This is a genomic window from Vreelandella piezotolerans (assembly GCF_012427705.1).
Lineage (GTDB): Bacteria > Pseudomonadota > Gammaproteobacteria > Pseudomonadales > Halomonadaceae > Vreelandella > Vreelandella piezotolerans.
Genome location: NZ_CP048602.1, coordinates 3463267 through 3484588, shown reverse-complemented (window position 1 = coordinate 3484588; position 21322 = coordinate 3463267). Strand labels below are relative to the sequence as shown.

Annotated in this window: 20 protein-coding genes and 2 riboswitches; of the genes, 9 read left to right on the top strand and 11 right to left on the bottom strand. The window is 60.5% G+C overall.

The annotated features are described in order from the left end of the window. Nucleotides 1–23 precede the first annotated feature (23 nt). Nucleotides 24–896, top strand: coding sequence for an NAD(P)-dependent oxidoreductase (locus tag GYM47_RS15960; protein WP_153842968.1), 873 nt, complete (start codon nucleotides 24–26; stop codon nucleotides 894–896). Nucleotides 897–911: 15 nt separating this feature from the next. Here GYM47_RS15960 and GYM47_RS15955 read toward each other — a convergent pair whose 3' ends face one another. Continuing rightward, complete coding sequence (locus GYM47_RS15955; RefSeq protein WP_153842969.1) at nucleotides 912–1571, bottom strand: TetR/AcrR family transcriptional regulator; 660 nt, start codon at nucleotides 1569–1571, stop codon at nucleotides 912–914. 99 nt (nucleotides 1572–1670) lie between these two features. Between GYM47_RS15955 and GYM47_RS15950 the strand changes: the two genes are divergently transcribed. From GYM47_RS15950 to GYM47_RS15940, 3 genes are all read left to right on the top strand, one after another. Beyond that, nucleotides 1671–2825, top strand: a complete 1155-nt coding sequence (locus tag GYM47_RS15950; RefSeq protein WP_153842970.1) for an efflux RND transporter periplasmic adaptor subunit — start codon at nucleotides 1671–1673, stop codon at nucleotides 2823–2825. Then, nucleotides 2815–5868, top strand: a complete 3054-nt coding sequence (locus tag GYM47_RS15945; protein WP_153842971.1) for an efflux RND transporter permease subunit — start codon at nucleotides 2815–2817, stop codon at nucleotides 5866–5868. Before GYM47_RS15950 ends, GYM47_RS15945 begins: the two co-directional genes overlap by 11 nt. 189 nt (nucleotides 5869–6057) lie before the next feature. Then, nucleotides 6058–6975: a GGDEF domain-containing protein gene (locus tag GYM47_RS15940; RefSeq protein ID WP_139525869.1), complete on the top strand. Its 918-nt coding sequence runs from the start codon at nucleotides 6058–6060 to the stop codon at nucleotides 6973–6975. A 60-nt stretch (nucleotides 6976–7035) separates the two neighbouring features. Here the strand turns inward: GYM47_RS15940 and GYM47_RS15935 are convergent, their stop codons facing one another. Beyond that, nucleotides 7036–8277 carry a D-amino acid dehydrogenase gene (locus GYM47_RS15935; protein ID WP_153842972.1) on the bottom strand — a complete coding sequence of 414 codons (1242 nt, stop codon included), beginning with the start codon at nucleotides 8275–8277 and terminating at the stop codon, nucleotides 7036–7038. A 60-nt stretch (nucleotides 8278–8337) separates the two neighbouring features. Continuing rightward, a riboswitch (glycine riboswitch) is annotated at nucleotides 8338–8445 on the bottom strand. A gap of 8 nt (nucleotides 8446–8453) precedes the next feature. After that, nucleotides 8454–8544: riboswitch (glycine riboswitch) on the bottom strand. Nucleotides 8545–8730: 186 nt separating this feature from the next. Between GYM47_RS15935 and GYM47_RS15930 the strand changes: the two genes are divergently transcribed. Both GYM47_RS15930 and GYM47_RS15925 read left to right on the top strand, forming a co-directional pair. Continuing rightward, nucleotides 8731–9024 carry a hypothetical protein gene (locus tag GYM47_RS15930; protein WP_153842973.1) on the top strand — a complete coding sequence of 98 codons (294 nt, stop codon included), beginning with the start codon at nucleotides 8731–8733 and terminating at the stop codon, nucleotides 9022–9024. Nucleotides 9025–9181: 157 nt separating this feature from the next. Next, nucleotides 9182–9709, top strand: a complete 528-nt coding sequence (locus GYM47_RS15925; RefSeq protein ID WP_153842974.1) for an HPP family protein — start codon at nucleotides 9182–9184, stop codon at nucleotides 9707–9709. On the opposite strand, the gene GYM47_RS15920 is transcribed toward GYM47_RS15925, so the two are convergent. Next, nucleotides 9700–10287 carry a gamma-glutamylcyclotransferase gene (locus tag GYM47_RS15920; protein WP_153842975.1) on the bottom strand — a complete coding sequence of 196 codons (588 nt, stop codon included), beginning with the start codon at nucleotides 10285–10287 and terminating at the stop codon, nucleotides 9700–9702. The genes GYM47_RS15925 and GYM47_RS15920 overlap by 10 nt on opposite strands. 38 nt (nucleotides 10288–10325) lie before the next feature. On the opposite strand from GYM47_RS15920, the gene GYM47_RS15915 reads away from it, so the two are divergent. From GYM47_RS15915 to GYM47_RS15905, 3 genes are all read left to right on the top strand, one after another. Next, a complete protein-coding gene (locus tag GYM47_RS15915; RefSeq protein ID WP_153842976.1) occupies nucleotides 10326–11249 on the top strand; it encodes a histone deacetylase family protein in 924 nt (307 codons plus the stop codon). Nucleotides 11250–11263: 14 nt separating this feature from the next. Continuing rightward, nucleotides 11264–12142: a sirohydrochlorin chelatase gene (locus GYM47_RS15910; protein ID WP_153842977.1), complete on the top strand. Its 879-nt coding sequence runs from the start codon at nucleotides 11264–11266 to the stop codon at nucleotides 12140–12142. 98 nt (nucleotides 12143–12240) lie between these two features. Then, a complete protein-coding gene (locus GYM47_RS15905; RefSeq protein ID WP_153843125.1) occupies nucleotides 12241–13827 on the top strand; it encodes an ABC-F family ATPase in 1587 nt (528 codons plus the stop codon). A 1-nt stretch (nucleotide 13828) separates the two neighbouring features. Here the strand turns inward: GYM47_RS15905 and GYM47_RS15900 are convergent, their stop codons facing one another. From GYM47_RS15900 to GYM47_RS15865, 8 genes are all read right to left on the bottom strand, one after another. Next, the gene (locus GYM47_RS15900; protein WP_153842978.1) at nucleotides 13829–14431 is read right to left on the bottom strand and encodes a cell division protein ZipA C-terminal FtsZ-binding domain-containing protein; all 603 of its coding nucleotides are present in this window, start codon (nucleotides 14429–14431) and stop codon (nucleotides 13829–13831) included. 28 nt (nucleotides 14432–14459) lie between these two features. Then, on the bottom strand, nucleotides 14460–14927 hold the full coding sequence (locus GYM47_RS15895; protein WP_153842979.1) for a TspO/MBR family protein: 468 nt from the start codon (nucleotides 14925–14927) through the stop codon (nucleotides 14460–14462). A gap of 173 nt (nucleotides 14928–15100) precedes the next feature. Then, complete coding sequence (locus tag GYM47_RS15890; RefSeq protein ID WP_153842980.1) at nucleotides 15101–16219, bottom strand: alkene reductase; 1119 nt, start codon at nucleotides 16217–16219, stop codon at nucleotides 15101–15103. 171 nt (nucleotides 16220–16390) lie between these two features. Further along, on the bottom strand, nucleotides 16391–16762 hold the full coding sequence (locus GYM47_RS15885) for a hypothetical protein (protein WP_139525858.1): 372 nt from the start codon (nucleotides 16760–16762) through the stop codon (nucleotides 16391–16393). Between the two features lie 118 nt (nucleotides 16763–16880). Then, a complete protein-coding gene (locus GYM47_RS15880) occupies nucleotides 16881–18083 on the bottom strand; it encodes a M24 family metallopeptidase (RefSeq protein ID WP_153842981.1) in 1203 nt (400 codons plus the stop codon). Between the two features lie 70 nt (nucleotides 18084–18153). Further along, nucleotides 18154–18894: a sulfite exporter TauE/SafE family protein gene (locus GYM47_RS15875; RefSeq protein ID WP_153842982.1), complete on the bottom strand. Its 741-nt coding sequence runs from the start codon at nucleotides 18892–18894 to the stop codon at nucleotides 18154–18156. 11 nt (nucleotides 18895–18905) lie between these two features. After that, complete coding sequence (locus GYM47_RS15870; protein ID WP_196781565.1) at nucleotides 18906–19601, bottom strand: transglycosylase SLT domain-containing protein; 696 nt, start codon at nucleotides 19599–19601, stop codon at nucleotides 18906–18908. Between the two features lie 74 nt (nucleotides 19602–19675). Next, nucleotides 19676–21094, bottom strand: a complete 1419-nt coding sequence (locus GYM47_RS15865; RefSeq protein ID WP_153842983.1) for an aminotransferase-like domain-containing protein — start codon at nucleotides 21092–21094, stop codon at nucleotides 19676–19678. Nucleotides 21095–21322: the final 228 nt, after the last annotated feature.

Genomic DNA, 21322 nt, shown 5'->3' with positions numbered 1-21322 from the left:
TCATTGCCGACCAGGAGAAAAAGATGACCCATGTACGGCAGGTAGGCCTTATCGGTGTTGGGTTAATGGGCCACGGCATTGCCAGCAGTTTGTTGCGGGCAGGCCATCAGGTACATTTTTTGGAGCATGTGGGCAACCAGCCTGTGGAGGATCTTATTGCCGCAGGGGGACGTCCTCTCACTACTGGGCAAGAGGTGGCTCAGCAAGCCGATATCGTCATCCTATGTGTCACTGGCTCGCCGCAAGTTGAGGCCGTGCTGTTCGAGCCCAACGGCGTATTAGAAGGCTTGAAGCCTAATAGCGTGGTGGTGGACTGCTCCACCGCTTTGCCCAGCTCTACTGCCCAGGTAGCGGCCAGAGTGGTAAAGGCGGGCGGGCGCTTCATGGACGCTGCGATGACACGTACGCCCAAGGAGGCAGCAGAAGGGCGGCTGAACCTCATTGTGGGCGCATCCAAAGCGCTGTTCGACGACATGCGCCCATTACTGGAAGCGTTTGCAGAGAACATTGCTCATGCCGGTGAGGTGGGATCGGGTCATACGCTGAAACTGCTGCATAACTTTGTGTCATTGGGCTTTTCCGCCGTGTTGGCGGAGGCCACGGCGGCCTCCCGAAAAGCGGGCATTAGTGCCGATGCGCTGCTGGAAGTCTTGGGAGCTGGCGGCGGGGGGGGCGTGGTGCTGGAGCGTCTACGCCCCTACATTGCCAACGACGATCCTTCGGGTTTTCGATTTAGCGTGGCGAATGCCAGTAAAGATTTAGGCTATTACCACACCATGACCCACGATCTGGGGCTTGAGGGGAGCATTGCGGCCGCAGTGCGGGATTTATATCGATCCATAGATGAGCAGCAGCTCTCCATACCGGAAGTGATTGGCGTATTAGAGCGCCGCTAGCCGTCACATGGGTCATCAAGCAGGCTTAGACACGGCATACGCCGCCAAAAACACATCCACAGCGCTAGTGATCTGGCGCTGTAGTTCCTCTTCGGTAGGCGGTGGGCGCACGCCCATGCGGACCTCCTTGGTCAGCATGCCTTGCCACATACTGCATAACTGGTCGGCGGCGCGCTCTGGGTCGGGGAGGCTCAGGTGGCCTGCGCTGGCCAACCCTTCCAGCTTCTCTTGCAGCCACTGGAGCATGGCCCAGGGACCTGCCTCGAAAAACGCCAGCAGCAGCTTGGGGTGTTGCTCACCCTGATGGCTCATCACACGCTCGACCGCCAGCACATGGGGTTCTAGTAAGAAGCGGACCATGCTCACCCCCACATCGATCAGCGATTGGCGCACCGCGTCGTGGGTATCGGGAAGCTGTGATAATCCCTGCCGAATCGTCGCGGTTTCGCGACGAATGACACTGCCAAATAGGGCTTCTTTCGACGCAAAGTGCCCATACACCGTCACTTTGGAAACGCCTGCCTCGCGAGCCACTGCCTCCATGGTCACGGCTTCCAAACCGTTACGAAAAAATAGGCACGCCGCGGCGTCCATCATCGCATTGCGTTTGGCCATGTCCTTCGGGCGGCCGACGCTGCGTTTGGGGTCGGATAACGGCGGTTGAGCGTCTGTCATGCAATAAACCCATGCCTATTAAAAAATAGTTATTGAACGGAAGCGTACACATATTATAGTAAACGCTACCGTTCAAGAATAAACCATTTCGAGGCCAACATGGGCACGTCAAAGACTTCTTGGGGACACCGGCTGCGGGGGGCGCTGGCAGCCCTGTCGATGATCGGTGCGACGCTGGTCGTGGTGGCCCTGGTAAGCAGCCAGCACAGCAGCGCCCAGCAGGCTCGGCAGCAGGGGGCGGATAACGCCTTGCTCCAAGTCACCACGCTGCCGCTCGAACAAGCCGAAACGCTTACCCGTGAGGTGCGATTGACCGGGCGTGTGGTGGCGCGCCAGTCGGTGTCGTTGGCCTTCGAACCGGCCGGGCGGGTGGAATCCCTGTTAGCCGACCGAGGAGATGCCGTGGAGCAGGGCGACGTGCTGGCGAGTCTCGATACCCGGCGACTGGAGAGCCGCCTGGCCGAAGTAGCGGCGCGAAGCGAAGAGGCCCGTGCCAGTCTCGCGCTAGCCCAGCGTCAGGAAGAGCGAGAAGCGCAATTGAACCAGAGCAACTTTGCGAGTCGCACGGCGCTCGATCAGGCCCGCACTGACCGTTTGACCCTGCAGGCGCGCCTCTCTGCCCTGGCCGCCGAGCGCGATAGTCTGACGGCCGATCTAGAAGACAGCATGCTCAAAGCGCCGTTTGCTGGCCGGGTGGTCGAGCGCTACATCGATGTTGGTAGCCTTGTGAGTAGCGGTACGACGGCGTTCGATTTGATCGACACGCGTCAGTTAGAGGCTCATCTCGGGCTACCCGCGCGTCTCGCGGCGACGTTTACCGTAGGCGAGTCCGTGACGCTGCAGGTGAACGGGCAAACGATCGCGGGCCAAGTACGGGCGCGGTTGCCTCAAGTGGATGGTGATAGTCGTACACAGACCCTGGTCGTGGCGATGACGGGCGACCATCGCGCCGTGCCAGGCGACTTGGCCGAACTGGATTACTCGATCAGCGAACCGGCGCGCGGTTACTGGGTGCCGCTAGCGGCGCTGCGTGCGGCCGACCGTGGCCTGTGGAACGTCTTGATTGCCGAACCGGATGAAGACGAGCGCTACCGGGTGGCGCAAGCCAGCGTCGAGCTACTGCATACCGAAGGAGATAGCGCCTTCGTGCGCGGCACCTTGGCGCCCGGCATGCACCTGATCCGCAGTGGTACTCACCGCATTACGCCAGGGCAGCAGGTCACGCTCAGTGAGGATGTCGCCCATGCGCATTGAGTGGCTGTTCAATCGCCGCCTGCTGGCGCTCATACTCGGTTTGCTCGTCGTCTCGGGGCTGTCGGCCATACAAACTCTGCCCAGGGCGGAAGACCCCCATTTGGTGGCACGCATGGCCACGGTGCTCGCGCCGTTTCCAGGCGCTACGCCGGAACAAATCGAAGCGTTGGTCGCGCGACCTATCGAGGATGAATTAAGGACCATCTCGGAAATTCACGTGTTGGAATCCACGTCGCGCCAAGGCATTGCGCTGCTGAGTGTGGAGCTGGGTGACGAGGTCACCGACGTCACGCCGGTATGGAGCCGCGTGCGCGACAAGCTCGGCGATGTCGCCCCGTCGTTGCCAGAGGGCGTGCAAACGCCTGAGCTGCTGGATGATCGCGGCTATGCGTTCAGTCTCGTCGCCGCGCTGCGCTGGACGCTAGACACGCCTCCCTCGCCGCCCGTCATGGAGCGTTACGCCGAGCGCCTGGAAGATGCGTTTCGCCAAGTGGCCGGCACCGAATATACCCACCGCTTTGGCGTCGCCGGCGAGCAGGTCGAGGTAGTGGTGGACCCCATGGAGCTCAATGCTCTCGGGCTATCCGTGGGGCAGTTGGCGGCCACCATCGAGGCCAGCGATGGGCGACGCACGGCGGGCGAAGTCGTGACCCAAGGACATCGGCTCACGGTAGGTCTGAGCGGCGAGTTCGACGCGCTGGATCGTCTGCGGGAGATCAACGTGACGACCCGGCAGGGACAGAGCGTCAAACTGGGCGAAATCGCCGAACTGCGCCGTGGTGTGCAAGACCCGCCCAACGCCGTGGCGCTGCTCGACGGTGAGCGCGCCGTCTATGTGGGCGCACGCATGGCGCCTGGTCAGCGGATCGATCTATGGGTAGCGCGGGCGCAGGAGCGACTTGCCGACTTCGCCGATGAGCTGCCGGTCGGTCTTGCCGTCGAAGAGGTCTTCGAGCAGGCCAGCTACACCAACCAGCGGCTGAGCGATGTAGCGCTCAGTCTGCTAATGGGCTTGGTATTGGTGGTCGCCATTCTATTTCTGACCATGGGGTGGCGTTCTGCCTTGACCGTGGGCTTGGCCATTCCCGCCACGGCGCTGCTGACACTGGCGCTATTCCGGCCGTTGGGCATGGAAATTCACCAAATGAGCATCATCGGCATCATTGTCGCGCTGGGGCTAATGGTGGATAACGCTATCGTCATGACCAACGCCCTCCGGGAGCGCTTTTTACAAGGTGATTCTGCGCTGGCCGCGACCCGCGATGCGTTACGCCATTTAGCGGTGCCGCTGCTCGCCAGTACGCTGACGACCATTCTGGCGTTCATGCCCATCGTACTCATGCCAGGCCCGGCGGGAGAGTTCGTCGGACCGCTGGCCATGGCGGTCATGGTGGCGCTAGTGAGTTCGTACCTGGTCTCACTGTTTCTGGTGCCGGCGCTGTCACCCATGCTGCTGGCCAAGGTGGCGGCCAAACCGCCTGCCCCGCGCGACCACTCGCTGAAGCGTGCCTTTCGTGGCACGGTGCGGAGCGCGTTGCGCCATCCTGTGGCCGCCATGGTCATTACCCTCTGTGTGCCCGTGGGTGGAATCGCGTTAATGCCCACGCTAGACGTCGCATTTTTCCCGCCTGCCGATCGCGATCAGTTTCATATCGAAGTACGGCTACCCGCTGCCAGCAGCATCGCGCAAACGCAGGCCTTGGCCCATGAGGTGGAGCACATGGTGCGGGAGGTGCCGGGCGTGCTACGCGTCTCTGCGTTCATCGGCGAAAGCGCTCCGATGATGTACTACAACGTGCTGACGAATGAAGATAATAACCCTGCTTTCTTGCACTTGATCGTGGATACAGAATCGTTAGACGTCACCAATCGGCAGGTGCCCCCCTTGCAGCAGGCGTTGGATAGACGCTTTCCACAGGCCCAAAGCGTGGTGCGCAAATACGAGCAGGGGCCGCCGTTCAAGGCTCCCATCGAGCTGCGCGTCTATGGCAATGATTTGAACGTACTCTCGTCGCTCGGACTCGAGCTAGCAGGCCTGATGCACCAGCTTCCGCAGGTGACTCATGTGCGCGCCGGGATGCAGCAAGATTTACCCCGCCTGATGCTGGATATCGACCAAACCGCGCTGAACAATGTCGGGCTATCGCCGCAAAATCTTGCCGAGCAGGTGGGGGCGGCGCTCTCTGGTCAACCCGCGGGCGTATTACTTGAAGACACCCAGCAGCTGCCCGTGCGCGTGCGCTATGCCGACGACTGGCGTACCGACGCCGAGCAGCTGGCGGCGTTACGCCTCGTCAGTGAGCACGCCAGCGAGGGATTACCGCTCGCGGCCGTCGCCGACAGCGGCTTGGTGCCTTCGTGGAGCGTCATTACCCGCCGCAACGCCGAGCGTGTCCAGCTCGTGCAAGGCTATTTGGTAGCCGATGCGCTGCCAGCCATCTCCATGGCACAGCTCGAGACCAAGCTTCAGGCGGCCATCGATTCGGGCGAGATACGTCTTCCCCCCGGTTATCGGATCGAAACCGGTGGTGAAGCCGCCGAGCGTGACGAAGCCGTCAGCCAGCTGCTCGCCTCGGTGGTGCTGCTCGTCATTGCGATGTTGGCGACCGTGGTGCTGGCCTTTAACTCTTTCCGTCGTGCCGCCATCGTCTTTATCGCTGGGGCGCAGGCGATGGGCATGGGCATCGTGGCCCTACTGCTGAGCGGGCACGCGTTCGGGTTCGTGATCATCGTCGGCATCATGGGGTTGGTGGGGGTGGCGATCAACGCCACGATCATCATCATTGCTGCCTTCGATGACGATCCGGCTGCTCGGCAAGGGGATAGCGAGGCAATGTTGGCAGTGATCAGCGGGCCAACCAGCCGACATATCGTGTCGACGACCATCACGACCTTTGCGGGGCTCATTCCGCTCATGGTCGCCGCCGGTGGGTTATGGCCTCCCTTCGCACAAACGGTGGGCTTTGGTCTACTCTTGGCCACATTAGTGTCGTTTTTCTTTACGCCAGCGCTCTATCGGCTTTGGGTCGCAAGAGCCGCGTAACGGTCGCTACTTTTCGCGTATTCATAACGTGGACTATATTGCTATTGAGTAAGCGCGCGTATCCTCCGTGTAATGGCGACGTGGCCAGTGCATTGAGGGTGCGTATTGTCGAAAGACGTTTCGCGCTTGGATATCACGGCTCGTTTCTGGGACGAAACGACCCCAACGCCGACTTTCATTGGATGAATTATGGTAGAAACATCGCAAGATCAAGAGCAAGGAGCGCCGCTGTCCATCAGCGAACCCAGCAGTCAGGCCGTCGCGATGCTTGGCAGGTGGCCCGATGGTGGTGGCATTCGGGTGCTGGATGTTAGCGAAGAGTACGTTCAATTTTGGGGGGGCGATCGCTACCGTTGGTTGGGGGCGTCCCCTAAAATCGTCCATCAAGCGGCGGCGAACGAGCAATTGTTGAGTCAGCTCGACCAAGCCTTGTCTGCCGGTGAGCTGAAGGTGGGATATTCGCTCTCCGGTCTGGATCATGAAGAGGAGGCGTTGCTCTCCAAAGCGCCACGACCGCTCATCGAGTGGCGTATCACCGCGATGTCGATGCCCGGCTATGCGTCGACCGTTCTAGTGCTAGTTCAGCGTGATATCACCCGGCGGGTGGAAAAAGAAGCCGAATTAAAGCGCCTCGCCACCACCGATATGCTGACCGGGCTGATGAATCGCTCGAGGTTCGATTACCTGCTGAAACACGAGCTAGGTCGCTTAAGCCGCTATGTGCGACCATTTTCGCTCATCATGCTCGACATCGACTATTTTAAAACGATCAACGATAGCCAAGGTCACGACGTGGGCGATCAAGTGCTGCGCGCGTTGGCAACGCTGCTGGAGACCAATTTGCGCAGCGCCGACTACTGCGCCCGCTGGGGAGGCGAGGAGTTCATCATTCTGGCTCCCGAAACGCCCCGTGAGCAAGCGGCCAAGCTCGCTGAGAAGATACGTCAGCGTATCGCTAGCGCCTCTTTTCCGGGGGCCGACCGTGTCACCGTTAGCTTGGGGGTTGCCGAGGCCGCTGCGCACGATACGCCCAAGAGCATGATGAAACGGGTCGATAACGCGCTGTATCACGCCAAAGAGAGCGGACGGGATAGGGTCGCATGTTAGCCATGTTGGCCATGTTAACAAAGGGGCCTGGTGGCCCCTTTTCGTTATGGGTTACCGCGTCTAGCGGGTGATCGCGAGTGACGTGGCATGTGAGTGATCGACCGCGTCGGCGAGCATCTCGGCAGTGATCGCCGAGAGCGTCCAGCCTAGGTGGCCATGACCGGTATTGTAGAAAACGGTTGGCAATTTGCCGGGGCCGACCTTGGGCAGCATGTTCGGCATCATCGGGCGCAGGCCCGCCCACGGCACTACTCGCTGGGTACTCACGCCAGGGAAACACTGCTCCACCCAGCGCACCAGTGGCTGAATCCTGTCGTTACGAATGTCGCGGTTGGCGCCGTTGAACTCTGCCGTCCCCGCCACGCGGAAGCGGTCGTTGCCCAAGCGGCTGGTGACGAGTTTGGTCTCGTCGTCCAGCAGGCTGACCGTGGGAGCGGCCTGCTGTGATGCCTCGTCATCCAACTGTACTGTGATGGAGTAGCCTTTGACCGGGTAGATGTTCATACGGTCGCCTAACTTGGCGGCGATGGCGCGACTGCCAATGCCCGCACACACCACTACGCTATCGAAGCTCTGATGAACCTCTTCGCCGTCGACCACCGCGCTGATCCAGGCGCTGCTCTCATCCGCACCCAGGTCGGTCACTTGATGACCGTAGTTGAGCTGCACGCCGCGTTTGGCAGAGGCTTTCGCCAAGCCGTTGGTGTACTTATGGATATCGCCCGTGGCATCGCTTTCGGTAAAGAAACCGCCGTAATAGTTACCCGCTAGGGTGGGCTCGATGGCGCGCATCTCTTCTGGGGTGACAGCGCGGCGCTCGAGCCCACCTTTTTGGAGCAACTGTGACACCTTGGCTGCGTGCTCGTAGCCTGCTTTATCGCGGTAGATATGCAAAATGCCTTTTTGCTTCACATCGAACTCGATCTGCTCATCGCGGGCCCACTGAAACAAGTGCTCTCGGGCAGCAATCGCCAAGCGTGCTGTTTCGGTGGTGTTGTCGGCATAGCGGGGAATGGCGGCGATGAACTCGGCAAACCAGCTCAGCTTGTGCCAGGTGGGGCGAGGGTTGACGAGCAGCGGGGCGTCGCTTTTCAGCATCCAGCGCAGGCCTTTGATGACCGTGGGCCAGTGGTTCCATACCTCGGCATTCGAGGCGGACAGCTGACCGCCGTTGGCAAAGGAGGTTTCCATTGCCGCGTAGCGATGTTTCTCGAAGACGGTGACGTCAAAGCCGCGTTTAGCGAGGGCGTAGGCGCTGGTGATGCCGGTAATGCCACCGCCAATGACTGCAATGCGTTGCATGATGATCTCCACAGATTGTATGAGCGTCGGGCGATACCCTCAGCAAAGGTGTTTGCTAGGGGTACCCCTTCCGTCATGGAACCTGAGAGATTCACGCCAATGTGGCGGCGCTTGCTCCTTCGGTGGGTTGAGTGACGCCGTCATCAACCACTCTTCGGAACGTATTGGTAAAAACGTTAGCGATTGCGGTCCGTTGGCCTGAGAGTTTCCGGGGTCGTTGCTCCTTCGGCGCTGGCGTCGTGCACCAGTCTCTCCCGCACATGCATGCTTATTGTTGTAACGCGGAAGTGCTAAAAAGGGAATAGGCGAAAGGTGGAAGCTGCCCATGACGTGGTTTTGCCAGTTCGCGTGTTTTCACACACCGCGTTTTCACACACAATGCCGACTATCGTTGAGCACTTAACTTCCCGCTATTCTTTTTAGACGATCATCTTCGAGCAACGGACAACACGCATGCAGGCAAACGGATTTTTTGAAGGTATTGGTGAAGCGATTGGTGAGGCCATCCGCGTGGTGGTGGAGTTTTTGGTGGGAATCTTCACCAATTTTTTTGGTGCCTTCGATGACTTCATCGGCGGGCTGACGCGTTCGCTGGGCATCAACGACTCGTTCTTGAGCCTCGCGATACTGGTGATCGGTCTACTGATCCTATGGGGCGGGCTGCGAGCGTTTCTGCGCGGTTCCATCATCGGCGGCATTTTCCGCACGCTGGTGGCACTGTTTATCCTGTCGTGGCTGATGATGTAGCACCGCGGCGGGAGGGCAAACGCTAAAGCGTCGGCTCGTCCGGCTGTCTTCGGTAACGTTGGCTTGAGCGAATCTCATCTATCCATGACGCATTGTCATTTGCTTCTGTGGTGCATTTTGTCATCATCTGCACTCTTTTTGTGCAAAGGCGAGTGCGATGAAGACGTATCTTGGCAAAATGCGCGGAGAACGGACGCCGCGCCCTCGGGTGGGTTGGCAAGATGCCTGCTGGTCATGGCTGGGAGCCTTTACCGGCATGGCGCTGATTTGCTGGCTAAGCGTCGAATGGCTCTCCCAGCAGCTGTTGATCGTGGGCTCGTTCGGGGCAACCTCGGTGCTGATTTACGCGGCCCCGGAAAGTCCGTTTGCCCAGCCAAGCCACGTGCTGTTTGGTAGCGTGCTCTCTGCCTGTGTGGGGGTAGGCTGCTATCAATGGCTGGGCGCCACGCCCCTTTCCATGGCGCTGGCGGTGTCGCTCTCCATTTTGATCATGCAGCTCACCCATACCGTGCATCCGCCAGGAGCTGCCGCAGCGCTGATTGCCGTGGCAGGCGGCGCTAGCGTGCATCAATTGGGCTGGTGGTATCCGCTGATGCCCATTGGCGCGGGCTGCATCGTCATGCTGTTGGTCGCGATATTGGTCAATAACCTCGCCCGTCACCGCCGCTACCCGCGCTACTGGTAGCGCTGTAACTGCTCCTCCAGGGCAAAGATATGCGCATCCTCGGTGCCCAGTTCGCGCAGCGCCTGGGCCAGGTTGAGCAAGTAGGCGCTGTTGGGTCCGCTGGGGCCGTGGGCCTGGGCAATTTGTTGGGCGATCTCGGCCAGCGGCGCATCGCCTAAAAACGCTGGGTTATCCTCGCTGGCCAGATATATCAGCCCGTCGGTAGGCGCTTGTGCGGGGTCGGGATGGCCCGCTTCATCCAGAAAGGTCAGCGTGACTTTCTCCCGTAGATAGCCGTTTTTCTCCCGCACATCCAGCGGGGCAAGCACTTCTGGGGTGATGCGGTAGGCCATGCCGTGGCACACCGCGCCTTCGGCACGAATCAGGGTGGCCACACGTCCCGGCGCGTCCGGCGTGCCCCGGTGGTCGTGGGAGCCCTGCCAGAAGCGCCGCGCCCAGCCGGAAATGGCCGCAGGGCGGCGCTCTAGATAGTCGAAATCGGCCTTCCAGATCAGCGAGCCGTAGCCAAAAAGCCAGATGTCCGCATGGCCGTCGAAGAAGTTTCTCTGCTGGTTTAACGTCGTGGTATCAAGCAACATAAGCGATCTACATTCGTGACCAAAGTGGCAACACGCGCATGGCGTTAACGGTGGTTCATCATCCGGGTTATACGATTGATTTGCCAGCCAATCACCCTTTTCCGATGGAAAAGTTTCGGGTGCTTCGGCAGCTATTGGGCGAACGAACGTTGGCGTGTCCCATCGAGTGGCACACGCCCCAGCCGGCCACCCTGGAAAGCCTGCAACGCGTGCATACCCGTGACTACGTGCATGCGTTTGTGCACGGTCAGCTCGATCGTGCCGCCCAGCGGCGCAGTGGATTCGTATGGTCCGAGGCCTTGGTGCAACGAGTGCGGCTGGAAACCGGCGGCACGCTGCTCACCCTGGAAGCGGCCCTGGCCACCGGGCTTGCCTGTAACTCGGCGGGCGGCACGCACCACGCCCATGCAGATGCCGCCAGCGGCTACTGCTTGATCAACGACTTAGCCGTGGCCGCCGCCCACGCGCTGGCGCAGGGCTGGGCAGAGCGGGTGCTGATCGTGGATTGCGACGTGCACCAGGGCGATGGCACCGCGCGCCTCTTTGAAAAGGTGCCAGGCGTGTTTACGTTGTCCATGCATGCGGCGCGAAACTTTCCCGCCCGCAAAGCAAAAAGCGATTTGGATATCGCCCTGCCCAACGGCATGCAGGATGCCGCCTATTTGGCCGAACTGACCTCTTGGCTGCCTGGGGTGCTTGCTGCCTACCAACCCGACGTGGTGCTCTACGATGCGGGGGTAGATGTGCATCACGACGACCGCCTGGGCTATTTATCGCTAAGCAGCGACGGGCTGTATGCCCGAGATCACTACGTGTTGAACCTCTGTCGCGAGGCGGCCATTCCCGTCGCGGCGGTGATTGGCGGTGGCTACGACCGCGATATCATCGCTCTCGCCGCACGCCACGCCCAGCTACACCGAGCCGCTGCGGATGTGCTGGCGGCTCATCCACGCTTTGACTGAAAAGGACGAACGCGATGCGCGCTATTTTTCTTGTCGATAACGGCTCTCTACGCCCCCAAGCGACCCATAATCTGCGTCGGGTGGCGGCGGCGCTGAGTGAGCAGCTCGGGGAAACCGTTCAAGCGGCCTCGCTGCTGCACTCCAATAAAATCCCCGCCGAAGAGGTCGATGGCATTCCGGCCATCACGCTGGGCCCCGCCGCCGAACGCAGCGCCGAAGCGGGGGCCACCGAGATCGTCGTGCTGCCGTTTTTCTTCGGCCCCAGCAAAGCCCTCACGGGGTATTTACCGGAGCGGATGGCCGCGCTACAGGCACGCTTCCCTGATGTGACGGTGCGCGTCGCACGGCCGCTGGTGGATGAGCTCGGTCATAACGACCTGCGTTTGGCGAAGCTGTTGGCCGATCACGTGCGCGCCCAACTGCCCGAAAATGACGCTGCTAAGGTCGCGCTGGTGGATCACGGCAGCCCGATTCCCGAGGTCACCGCCGTCCGTAACCGCCTGGCCGGGCAGTTGAGCGTCCTGCTGGGCGACGAGGTGGGCTGCGTGGCGGTCGCTTCCATGGAGCGACGTGACGGCGATGAGTACCGCTTCAACGAGCCGCTCTTGGAGGACCTGCTGGATACTCCCGAATTCAGCAGCGGCCACGTGGTGCTGGCGATGTTGTTTCTCTCTCCAGGCCGTCATGCCGGTGAGGGTGGTGACATTGCCGAGATTTGCGCCGCCGCCGAGCACCGCCATCGCGGATTAACGGTGGCGACCACCGCGCTAGTAGGTGAGCACGCGGGCATTGTCGAGATTCTCCACTCGAGACTCCGCCAAGCGATTGATGGTGAACGTTTTCTGCTCGACATGCCCGCGCAGCCAGTAAAAGACGGTGAGCAGAAGCCTTGAGGGGAGATGTAACGTGGCCCAAAGGCGCGTAGAATCGCGTGCTTTTGCACGCATGCCGCTCCTCCAACAGGGCTATGTCGCCAACCAGGGTCTCTATCTTGATCGCCACCGCCAATATCACCATGCAGTTTGGGGCCAAGCCCCTGTTCGAAAACGTCTCCGTCAAGTTCAATAATGGCCATCGCTACGGGTTGATTGGCGCGAATGGTTGCGGCAAGTCCACCTTCATGAAAATTCTCGGTGGCGAGCTGGAGCCCACGTCCGGGCAGGTGATGCTGGACAGCAGCACGCGTCTGGGCAAGCTGCGTCAGGACCAGTTTGCCTACGAGAACGAGCGGGTGATCGACACCGTCATCATGGGCAACGCCGAGCTATGGAAAGTGGCCGCCGAGCGCGAGCGCATCTACTCGCTGCCCGAGATGAGCGAAGAAGACGGTATGGCCGTGGCGGACTTGGAGGTGCGCTTTGCCGAGCTGGACGGCTATACCGCCGAGTCCCGCGCGGGCGAGCTGCTGTTGGGCTTGGGCATTCCCATCGAACAGCACACCGGCCCCATGAGCGAAGTCGCCCCCGGCTGGAAGCTGCGTGTGTTGCTGGCCCAGGCGCTGTTCTCCGACCCGGACGTACTGCTGCTCGACGAACCTACCAACCACCTGGATATCAACACCATTCGCTGGCTGGAAGAGATTCTGAAAGCGCGCAGCAGCACCATGGTGATCATTTCCCACGACCGCCACTTCCTGAACAGCGTCTGCACCCATATGGCCGACCTGGATTACGGCGAAATCACCCTGTTCCCCGGTAACTACGACGACTACATGACGGCGGCCACCGCTGCGCGTGAGCGTCAGTATGCCGACAACGCCAAGAAGAAAGCGCAAATTGCCGAACTGCAGCAGTTTGTCAGCCGCTTCTCGGCAAACGCATCGAAAGCGAAGCAGGCCACCTCGCGGGCGCGTCAGATCGACAAGATCAAGCTGGAAGACATCAAACCCTCCAGTCGCGTCAGCCCGTTCATCCGCTTCGAACAGAACAAGAAAATCCACCGCAACGCGGTGAACGTCGATGCCATTACCAAAGGCTACGACGGCGAGCCGCTGTTCAAGCGCTTCTCCATGACCGTGGAAGCGGGCGAGCGGATTGCCATCATCGGCCCCAACGGCATTGGTAAGACCACGCTGCTGAAAACCCTGGCCGGTGACCTGCGCCCTGATGCTGGCGAAGTGAAGTGGACCGATGCCGCCGAGCTTGGCATCTTCGCTCAGGATCATGCCGACGACTTCGCCAATGACGCCACCCTGTTCGAGTGGATGAGCCAGTGGACCAAAGGGGGCGAGCAGGTGGTGCGCGGCGCGCTGGGCCGCATGCTGTTCTCCAGCGACGATATCGGCAAATCGGTGAAGGTGATTTCCGGCGGCGAGCAGGGGCGTATGCTGTTCGGTAAGTTAACGCTCACCAATCCCAACGTGCTGCTGATGGACGAACCCACCAACCATCTGGACATGGAGTCCATCGAAGCGCTCAACCTGGCGCTGGAAAACTACCCCGGCACGCTGCTGTTCGTCAGCCATGACCGCGAGTTCGTCTCCAGTCTCGCCACACGCATCATCGACATGCAGCCGGAGGGCATCGTCGATTTCAGCGGCAGCTACGACGACTACCTGCGTAGCCAAGGCGTGGTATGAGTTAACCGATGATCTGGGCGTAGGTGGATTCGCTGGCAGGTTCCCTGTCGGCATCCAGCATGTCGCCGCTGAAGGTCTCGTTCATCTCCTTGGCGAGTTCCACATACACGTGCATCTGCTGATTGCGGCGTTTATGCAGCGGCGGTTTCACCAGCAGGCTAACGCCGCGGATCGGCTCGTGGGTTTCCCCGCGTAATAGGTCAGGCATTTCCCCCGGCGGGAAGGCATTCGCCACGGTAATGGGGTTAGACGCTTGCTGGCCGTCGATCAAAAACACCTTCTTGATGGCGTCGTAATGGGCGCCTTTGCTCCGCAGCCACTCGGTCAAACGCGCGTCGGTGGTGTCATCCGGCTGGTTAAAAATGACGAACAGCGAGTGCTGCTTGACCTTGCCCGTGCGCTTGGTGGGGGCGGGCGGCGGCTCGTCCGCAGGAGGCGGCGTGGGCGTTGCGACCGGTGCGGGAGCCTCAGTGGCCTTGGCCTTGGCCTTGGTCTTGGCACGGCGCCGTTTTGGCAGCACGACATAAGCAAAAATCACCACGGCCACCACGCCGAGTAGCAGCGAGGTAAAGGCCAGTAGAATGGGAAGTGACGTTGTATCCATGGGGTGAAACCTTTTCGTTATGTAACACCTAGGCGCGATTGAGCCGCAAAATGGTGGCGTTGAGTGCCAGCGCAAGGGCGACCCACAGCCAGTAAGGCACCATTAGCCACGCGGCGAAGGTATTCACCTGGGCAAACAGGCCAATGGCCAATGTAATCAATACCAACAACACCACGATATCCACCAGCGCCGCGCCGATCTGCTTGCGCCCAAAGAACAGCCAGGACCACGCTGCATTGGCCAGCAGCTGGGCGCCATAGACGGCCAGGCTCGCGCTGCGTAGCGGCGAGTCGTCCGCCATATAGATCCGCCATGCCGCGATCGCCATCAATAGATAGAGAATACCCCAGGCAATGGGAAAGGCCAGATCGGGCGGGGTCCAGCGGGGCTTGCGCAGTGTTTGATACCAGCCGTCGGGGCGAAAGCGCGCGCCCGTCATGGCGGCAGCTCCCACCAGCAGGAGCGAGACGAGCAGCGCCATCAAAGAACCGAACATGAGCGACCTCTCCAGCAGTAGGGTTATCGCGTTAAAACGATAGAATCAACAGATTAACAGCGTTTTACGCGTTCAAGGCATATAAAAAGCACCACCTAAGTGATGCTTTTCAAGAATAAGGGTTCCCCCTGTGGGGAACCCTCGTCATGCCTTAGCAACGTCAGCAACGTCGCTTAGCTCATGCGGTCGTAACCGTTATCCATGAATGGGTAATCGGTATAGCCTTTCTCATCGCCGCCATAGAACGTTTCCTGGTTCGGTTCGGTCAGCGGGGCATTGACGCGGAAGCGTTCCGGCAAATCGGGGTTGGCGATGTAAGGACGGCCAAAGGCCACGGCATCGGTGGTGTTTTCCTTGATGCGTGCTTCAGCGTGCTCGGCGTCGTAGTTGCCGCAGTAGATCAGGCTGCCGCTAAAGCGCTCGCGCATCTGCTCACGGAAACCGGCCGGGAAGGTGATATCGCCGCCCGCCCAGTTCGGCTCGTTCAGGTGTAGGTAGGCGAGGCCGCGCTTGGAGAGCTGCTCGGCCATGTAGAACGCCATCGCTTCCGGCTCGTCGTCGGTCAAACCGAACAGCTCGATGAACGGCGTCATGCGAATGCCAACACGCTCGGCACCAAACACTTCTACCACTGCATCGACCACTTCCAGAGGGAAGCGGGCACGGTTTTCCAGCGAACCGCCGTACTGGTCGGTGCGCTTATTGGTGCCGGTGGCCAGGAACTGGTTCAGCAAGTAAGCGTTGGCGGCGTGGACTTCGACCATATCGAACCCGGCGCGCTTGGCGCGGATGGCCGCTTGGCGATAGTCATCCACAATGCCGGGAATCTCGTCGGTTTCCAGCGCACGCGGCGTGCTGGTGGGGTGCTGACCAGCGGTGCCATCTTCGAATTCGACGAAACACTGAGCGCCTTCGCCTTTCAGCGCGCTGGGGGCTACCGGCTGCTGGCCGTTGGGCTGCACCATTTCGTGGGAAACGCGCCCAACGTGCCACAGCTGCAGCGCCATGCGACCACCTTTGGCATGAACGGCGTCCACGACGCCTTTCCACCCGGCTTCCTGCTCGTCGGTCCAGATGCCGGGTGTGTACACGTAGCCACGGGCAGTGGGAGAGATGTTGGTGGCTTCGCTGATGATCAGGCCTGCCCCTGCGCGCTGGCCGTAATACGCCTCTTGGATCTTGCCCGGGATGCTGTCCGGCGTGCGAGCACGTGTCAGTGGTGCCATGATGACGCGGTTAGGAAGTGTCAGGCTACCCAGCGTAATGGGGGTAAACAGCGTTTCATACGCCATAGAGCAAAACTCCTTTTGAAGTAGTGGGTATCATCGTGGCGAATAGAATAGACCAGTTTACTAGTAAGCGCCAACGACGATGCGATGGCTATGGTTAATGGGGACGGTCGCGTAAAACAAAACCCCGCCGAGCAAATGAGGCGGGGTTAAGGGGCGTCAATGAGCGTTCGTTTAGTGCCGTTGCCAAGGCCAGCGGCGCTTGGCAGGCGTATCGATTTGGCGAATGGCGCTGGCGAGCGGCAGCATGATTGCGCTGAGCTGACGGTGGCAAACGGCACTGCTGAGCACGCCGGGGCACTGTTTGAGCAGCAGGTCGCATTGCTGGGAGGCGATAAAGAGCTGCTCCACGACCGCAGGCGCGAACAGCGGCTTGGCCTGCTGGCAGCAGCGGGTCAGCTCTCGGGAGAGCATGGAGAGCATGCTGGTGTCTAGCCAGCAGGGCAGCGGGTCTTCTAGCCGTCCGGCAATGGAGTGCTGAATGGCTTCAAACGAGGTGCGTAAAAACAGCAGAGTTTGACGAAGCTGGCGCTGTTCACTGGTCATGTGACGTCCCTTTACCTCAACGGCTCTTTATCTACCCGGTTGTTGGCTAAAAAGAGAGTGTTTCTCATTTACATTTATGTTGAAGATAGCCTCCCTCAATCGTGGTGTCAATCTTAGGCTATGGGTGCATGGACGTATTGCTGGCGTGATAAAGCTGCCAATCGTTGTTGGTGAGCGGCTTGGCACCCTGCTCGGTGACCACCACGGTATCGCTCAGGCCAACGCCCCATTGGCCGGGTACCCGCAGGCAGAGCGGTAAATGAAACACCATGTTGGTTTCGAAGGAACGGGCTTGGCCTTTGGCAATGTATCCCGTGCCCTCTACCCAACTGGGTGGAAACTGTGCCCCCACGGCGTAGCCAAACACCCCCGAAAAAAACAGCTCGTCGCGTCGAGGGGCCAGCAGCGCATCGGCAGCCAGGGCCGCGGCATCGAAGGAGTGGCCGGGACGCATGGCCTCGCAGAGTGTTTCAAACATCGAGCGGCAGAGGTCTTGGGTGGCGGTGAGGGCGGCGTTAGGCGTGCCGGTCACGGCGGTGCGCATCATCGGTGCGGTGTAGCGTTGATACGCCGCGCCGAACTCTAAAAAGACCGGCTCGTTGGGCTGAATCACGCGGCGCTTATGGTTCACGTGAATCACCCCAATGCGGTGCCCGCTGGTCACAATAGGCTGTAGGCTCATGAACTCGCTGCCGTTTTCGAGCAGCGCCTTGGCGCCAATGGCGGCAATGTCGTTATCGGTCATGCCGGGGTGAATGGCGGCCATCGCCGTCTCTAAGCCAGCGGCGGTGATGCGCGCACTCTCTTTAAGCATCTCGAGCTCGGCACTGCTTTTGACGATCTTGATGGCATCCAGCAGGTCGCCCGCTTCAAAAAAGCGCTCTTGGCCCACTGCCTGGGCGAGGGCGTTCATCACGCCCACCCGCAGCCCACTGCTCCAGCCGTCGATGCCAATGCGCGGGCAGGGGGTTAACAGGTCGGCCAACGGGTCGATGATTTCATTCAGGTTTTCCCAACGGTAGCCAATGATCTCATCAACGCGGGCGGTGACCACCGCGGCACCCGTTTCAATCGAGGCCACTTGAAGAACGAGCTTTTCCTGTGTGCAGACCAAGCAGGCATGCACCGACACCTCAAAGGTGTGGTAACCAGTGAGATAGTTAATATCAGCGGGGGCGGTGAGCAGCAGCGCATCCAACTCGCGCTTCGCCATGGCGTGGCGCACCTTCTCAAGGCGCGCTTGATACTCAGCGGGGGAGAAGGGCAGCTCACTTTGGGCAAGCGAGGTGGCAAGGGCTTCGCGGTAGTGGTGGTAATCCATGACGACCTCCAGCGTTTGGTAAGGTCAGTATAGGTCGCCATCTAAAGCGCGCCGCGAAGGCCCTCAACGGTCAACGGGTGAGCAGATACACCCCCTGCAGGAAGTAAAACACGCCAATGCCAGTCACGATCCAGCGGGTCCAGGTGCGGAAGTTGGCGTCGGTCAGGCGGTGCAGAATCCGTGTGCCGGTTTGCGTGCCCAGCATGGCAAACGGCGCGGCCAGTAGCACGATGCTCCACTCACCCGCGCTGAGCGCCAGGGCGGCGCCTACATAGAAAAGAATTTTGATGGAGTGGGCGACCACTTGAATCATGGCCTTGGTGGCCACGACCTGGCGGCGGTCCATCTGCGAGCGCACGAAGAAGATATCGATCAGCGGGCCGGATACCCCCGCCGCAATCGTGAGGCCGCCCGAGGCGATGCCGCAGCAAAACGCGTGGCTGGCACTATGGGCGTCTAGCTGGAACCAATGCCTGGGCGTCCAGACCAAAATCGGCAGCAGCCCGATCAATAAGGAAACGGTGGCCGCATTGGGCGTGTAGTTAAACAGCAGCAGAAGCCCCGCCGCGCTGAGCACGCCCAAGGCCATCAGCGCCACAATACGCCATACGATAAAGCGCCGCGACAGCCACGCCCGGGACGCATTGGACGTTAACTGAATGACCCCATGCACGGCCATGGCGGTGCTGGCAGGAAACATCACCAGCAGGAACCACAGCAACACCAGCCCGCCCGCCATACCAAACACGCCGGAGAGCATGGAAGTGAAAAACACTACGCCGACAAAGGCGAATCCCATTAACAGTGTCATGAAAGACGCCCTCAGCTACGACAGAACGGCCACACCTGATAGAACTTGCGGCACTGGAACTCTGCCTGGCAGCTGTTGAGCTGGGCTTGGTAGCGGTTAGAGAGGCTCGCCACTTGGCGGCCCGCGTTGAGCACCTGGGGTTTACTGCGATAAGTGCCCCGCTGATAGCCGCCTGCGCCCTCGTGGTAGGCGTAATAGAGGTGCTCAGGATTGTTGAGCGAGATACCCGTTTGGGCGCGAGTGCGGGCGTTGTACCAGCCGATAAAATCGGTGGCGTGCTTCATGTGCGTGCGCCGGGCAAACAGACTGCCCGCTTGGTCTTCGTACTCGCCCCATACCGGGTCTTGGGCCTGGGCGTAGCCTTTGGCGGACGACGGGCGCGGGCCGGGAATAAAGCCAAGGTAGTATTTGCGGTCTGGGCGCACGTGGCTACGAAACGAGGACTCCCGCTGAATAAATGCCATTTGGGTCGCGATGGGCGTTCCCCATTTATCTTCCGATTCTTGCGCGTAGTCGTACCAGCTGGGCTGTTCGCGGAAAATCTCGCAGATATTGGTCTGATCCTGCGGCGGGCTGGGCGCAAAGGTGGCGCACCCAGAAAGCAGCAGTAGTGCCGCGACGGCCAGCCACCCACGTAGCTGGGCGGTGGAAGAGGAGGCAGCGGAAGAGAGCGCAGAGACCCAAAAGCTATCAACAGGGCGATGCATAGGACGGTCCTTGTGGATAAGTCGTGTTACTCACGTTTTGTGTAGTGTACTGGCGTATAAAGCGCGTTGGCCGCTTAGCGCAGCAGCGTCTCCAGGCAGCGGCGCAGGCGCTGCGCCTCGCGCACCAGTGTTTCCCCTGACAGCATGCCCACCCCCATTACCAATCCCACGCGTGGGTCGTTCGGTGCACACACCGGGCTCAACGGCCGCACGATCAAGTGCTCTTTCAGCAGCGATTGCGCGATGGCCACATCGTTGATGCCCGGCTCGAACTCCACGCACAGGCTGATGGCACTGCTGGGCGGTGACACCGAGCGCACCTGGGGCAGCGAACGTAGCTGGTCGTGCAGCACCTGCTGGCGGCCTAAGTAGTCCCGCTGAATGCGCCGACACCAAGCATCCAAATCACCATCGAAAATGAACTGGGCGAGCACGGCCTGGTCCAGCATACGGCCCTCACGAAACAGCTCGCTGCGCAGGCGGTTCATGGGCCCTGCCAAATGGCGCGGCACCACCAAATAGCCCAGCCGCAGGCCGGGAAACATCATCTTGGAGAAAGAGCCTACCAGCAAATGGCGCTCAGAGTGGGCATCAAACAGCAGGTTGGGGTGGTCGTCGCGGTTAAATTCATAGTCATCTTCCACCACGTAGGTGGGTGATAACGCCTCACAAAGCCGCTGTTTATGCTCGGAGCGGGTCGGCACGCTGAGGGGGTAGTGGTGCGAACCGGTGAGGTAAGCCAGCGCCACGGGGCCGAGAGAAGCGGGCAGCGCATGGCCCTTTTCCGGCTGCCACGGCAGCATCTCGATGTTGAGCCCGGCGGCGGTAAACACGTTGCGTGCCCCCCAGTAGCAGGGCGACTCCATCGCCACCGTATCGCCCACGTCTGCCAAGGCAACGGCGCACAGTTCGATACCGTTGTGGGTGCCATCGGTAATGATGATCTGCTCGGTATCGCAATGGATATCCCGCCAGCGGGCCAGAAAATCGCGAATCGCCCGTTTCAAGGGGCCGTAGCCGCCGGTGGAGTAGGAGAGCAGCAGCGCGTTTTGCGGCACCGTGACGCTGGCGTAGAGCTGGCGCCACTTGCGCATGGGGAACTGGGCGATATCTGGTATGCCGGGCACGAAGGCCCCGCTTTGAATCATGCTGGCCCCAGGCCCTTGCAGCACCCGCTGGGCCCGCTGGGAGAGCTGAACGTGGGTCGGCGCTGAGGGCGGCGGCGCGGTGGGCTTACACGTCCAGGTTCCCTGGCCGTGGGCGGTTTTCAGCAACTCCTCTTCCAGCAGTGTGCCTATCGCCAAGGCCAGGGTTTGACGCGCGACGTTCACGGCATCGGCCAACACACGATGAGAAGGCAACCGCAGCCCGCTGGGCCACTGCTGCGTAATGGCCTGGCGCAGCGCTTGCTCGATGCGCACCTGCTTACTCAGCCGCTCCGGTTGGAGTGCATAAAGTTGCTTGAATTGGTGCAAGACCTGCTCGCGATCCATATCAGCGCCCCCTTTCCCGCGTGAAGCCCGCTACCGTCAGGCATTTAGACGAAAGCATGATGCCATTTTTGCACTCATTTGGTGCGTTGAAGAAGTGGTCTAGTCGAACGCCAAAGTGGTGCATTCGCGTTCTGAGCGCCGCCTGCTAGCGTGTCACTATTCCGCCACCGGAATCAGGACACTGCGCCACAGAGCGCCAACGACAACATCCAATAACCTGCAGGACAT

Coding starts and splice junctions, on each gene's coding strand:
- GYM47_RS15960 (WP_153842968.1), top strand. CDS start 24: ATGACCCATGTACGGCAGGTAGGCCTTATCGGTGTTGGGTTAATGGGC.
- GYM47_RS15955 (WP_153842969.1), bottom strand. CDS start 1,571: ATGACAGACGCTCAACCGCCGTTATCCGACCCCAAACGCAGCGTCGGC.
- GYM47_RS15950 (WP_153842970.1), top strand. CDS start 1,671: ATGGGCACGTCAAAGACTTCTTGGGGACACCGGCTGCGGGGGGCGCTG.
- GYM47_RS15945 (WP_153842971.1), top strand. CDS start 2,815: ATGCGCATTGAGTGGCTGTTCAATCGCCGCCTGCTGGCGCTCATACTC.
- GYM47_RS15940 (WP_139525869.1), top strand. CDS start 6,058: ATGGTAGAAACATCGCAAGATCAAGAGCAAGGAGCGCCGCTGTCCATC.
- GYM47_RS15935 (WP_153842972.1), bottom strand. CDS start 8,277: ATGCAACGCATTGCAGTCATTGGCGGTGGCATTACCGGCATCACCAGC.
- GYM47_RS15930 (WP_153842973.1), top strand. CDS start 8,731: ATGCAGGCAAACGGATTTTTTGAAGGTATTGGTGAAGCGATTGGTGAG.
- GYM47_RS15925 (WP_153842974.1), top strand. CDS start 9,182: ATGAAGACGTATCTTGGCAAAATGCGCGGAGAACGGACGCCGCGCCCT.
- GYM47_RS15920 (WP_153842975.1), bottom strand. CDS start 10,287: ATGTTGCTTGATACCACGACGTTAAACCAGCAGAGAAACTTCTTCGAC.
- GYM47_RS15915 (WP_153842976.1), top strand. CDS start 10,326: ATGGCGTTAACGGTGGTTCATCATCCGGGTTATACGATTGATTTGCCA.
- GYM47_RS15910 (WP_153842977.1), top strand. CDS start 11,264: ATGCGCGCTATTTTTCTTGTCGATAACGGCTCTCTACGCCCCCAAGCG.
- GYM47_RS15900 (WP_153842978.1), bottom strand. CDS start 14,431: ATGGATACAACGTCACTTCCCATTCTACTGGCCTTTACCTCGCTGCTA.
- GYM47_RS15895 (WP_153842979.1), bottom strand. CDS start 14,927: ATGTTCGGTTCTTTGATGGCGCTGCTCGTCTCGCTCCTGCTGGTGGGA.
- GYM47_RS15890 (WP_153842980.1), bottom strand. CDS start 16,219: ATGGCGTATGAAACGCTGTTTACCCCCATTACGCTGGGTAGCCTGACA.
- GYM47_RS15885 (WP_139525858.1), bottom strand. CDS start 16,762: ATGACCAGTGAACAGCGCCAGCTTCGTCAAACTCTGCTGTTTTTACGC.
- GYM47_RS15880 (WP_153842981.1), bottom strand. CDS start 18,083: ATGGATTACCACCACTACCGCGAAGCCCTTGCCACCTCGCTTGCCCAA.
- GYM47_RS15875 (WP_153842982.1), bottom strand. CDS start 18,894: ATGACACTGTTAATGGGATTCGCCTTTGTCGGCGTAGTGTTTTTCACT.
- GYM47_RS15870 (WP_196781565.1), bottom strand. CDS start 19,601: ATGCATCGCCCTGTTGATAGCTTTTGGGTCTCTGCGCTCTCTTCCGCT.
- GYM47_RS15865 (WP_153842983.1), bottom strand. CDS start 21,094: ATGGATCGCGAGCAGGTCTTGCACCAATTCAAGCAACTTTATGCACTC.